At 40.2% G+C, this 2,073-nt stretch carries 3 protein-coding genes; all 3 read right to left on the bottom strand.

Translation table 11 applies throughout. The features are described 5' to 3' along the window. Nucleotides 1-136 precede the first annotated feature (136 nt). A complete protein-coding gene (locus QZ562_RS21120) occupies nt 137-589 on the bottom strand; it encodes a DUF2306 domain-containing protein (protein WP_293764713.1) in 453 nt (150 codons plus the stop codon). Between the two features lie 206 nt (nt 590-795). Then, the gene (locus QZ562_RS21115; protein WP_293764711.1) at nt 796-1,749 is read right to left on the bottom strand and encodes a transposase; all 954 of its coding nucleotides are present in this window, start codon (nt 1,747-1,749) and stop codon (nt 796-798) included. A gap of 3 nt (nt 1,750-1,752) precedes the next feature. Further along, nucleotides 1,753-1,902 carry a hypothetical protein gene (locus QZ562_RS21110; RefSeq protein ID WP_293764708.1) on the bottom strand — a complete coding sequence of 50 codons (150 nt, stop codon included), beginning with the start codon at nt 1,900-1,902 and terminating at the stop codon, nt 1,753-1,755. Between the last annotated feature and the right edge of the window lie 171 nt (nt 1,903-2,073).

The following is a 2,073-nucleotide window of genomic DNA, read 5'->3' as shown; positions in this document are numbered from 1 at the left end:
TTTGCGTACCCAATTACCAGTAGCCACATTGAATAACGGATAGGGCTACTAACGCCCAAATAACGGGCTAAATATAGTTGGCTAAACTTGAGCGTAGCGAAAAAAACAGCTGTATTTAGTCCTGTTGATTTGCTTGTTATACACCGATAGCGCGTAACTTCTTTCCTTGTTTTTCGATAACATAAACTGAAATACCAAAAACAAACGCTATTGCAATAAAAGCGGATTCGTAAGGAAAAAAGCCAAAGCTTAAAGGAATTCTGGCAACTGCCGCTGCCACAACACCTACATAAGCATATGTCATAAAATAAAAATGGTTAATTAGCCAATTTTTATTTGGTTTTTTAGCCGCATAATAATAGCCACAAATTACCCAAACCAAGTTCCATAGAGCGAGAGGCTGGAAAATAGTAAAACCATATTTAGGCAAAAAAGCGAATGCTGTAATATTTACAAATACCATACTCGCTACAAATAATTTGCCCAATTTAGTATGAAAAATGTCACCTTTCTTACGGGACATAACGATAGCCCCACTTATAGTGGCGGTGACAGCAAGAGTAACGTGAATGATTGTGATGATATCCATATTCTATCCTTAGTTGTATAACGGGCTATAGATTAACCCGTTTTAAATTTTTTAGTTATTCAACGAACGATATCTGAGTTCATAACTCGATTCAATCGATTACTTAATTTGACCTTCAATATTAAAAATAGTGATTTAGTGTTGTTTTAGGGGCGTTTAGACGAGGTTTTGGTGGCTTTATTGAGGGTGCAAGGGGGTTACCCTTCTTAATGCATTGTATTTTGCAGCTTTTCTATATTATGAATAAGGCAATACAGTTGCCATTGCGCGTTCACCTTAACTTGGCCTCGTAAGGTCAGTTTGTTCATGCCTTTATTGGTGGTGATGTTACCGAACACTGGCTCTATACATCCCAGCCGTTTTGAATATTGTCGTCGTCCCATCGGACTGTCTATTTTGATTTTCATCTTGTCACTATAACTCAGCCGTTTTCGTGACTCGTCGTTTAAGAACTGTACTTGCCGCCCTCTTTCAGTCGGCGACTTACGCATACATTGCTCTTGTAAGGGACAGGTTTTACAGTCTTTTAAATAGCCGCCGAATCGGGTGTATTTTTTGTTGTTACTCTTTACGTTATTACCACTACACCACATCAGGTTGCCTGCAGGACAACGACAGGTCTGCTTATTTTTATCGTAATGAAAGTCTTGTGAGGTAAAGAGTCTCGGTTTGCCATTTCGCCTTTTTAGACGCCGTTTTTCTTTTTCTGTGTGATAGGTTTCGCTTTCTTTAAACAGTGGATCCCTGCTTCTAAATTGAGTGTCAGCGATGTAAGTATCAAAGCCGCTACTGGCCATAAAGACTAAGTTATCTTCGCTGTTAAAACCACTGTCCGCAGTGAATTTTGTGGTGGCTTCCTGTGCTTTATCATTATTGTTTTTTGTAGCATTGAGTTTATCCACTTGCTGGTAAAGTTGTTCAATGGCTGGCTGCAGTGTTTGTTGCTCTCCCACTGAGCCCCAGGTGTGGGCTTGGAGTATTACTTGGTGTTTGTCATCGTTTATCGCTATCACGTTGTACCCTTGAATAGTCCCTTTTGATGTGGTCATCTTCGCGCTATCTGGGTCGGTAATATTACTTTTAACCGGCTTACCTTTACTGCCTGTTTTCTCTTGGTGAGTGGCTAAGAACATTGTGATTTTTTCAGCGCTTTTATCCAACTTTTATTTTTTTTGTAAATCATGTGCAACCTCCTCTTCACCTAAACCGTCTTGCGATTGATGACGCTCAATAATACGTTTGCTGGCCCGCTCTAATTTCGTTTTTTTTACGCTCAAGCTCTTCAAATGTACCGCTCCATTCTTTACTGGCATTTGACTTTATCTTGCATCGGGCCGGCCCTCCGGCATCAATGGTAAACATGTTATGGCCGATTAAATTCTCTTTATCACATATCATCAGGCCTCGGCAATGCGGCGAATACTAATCAGACCCTAGGCATAACCGAGTAATAGTATTTTCAACATCACTGACGGCAGATAGGC

Source organism: uncultured Paraglaciecola sp., from assembly GCF_913058035.1.
GTDB lineage: Bacteria > Pseudomonadota > Gammaproteobacteria > Enterobacterales > Alteromonadaceae > Paraglaciecola.
This window is presented reverse-complemented; position numbering and strand designations above follow the sequence as displayed.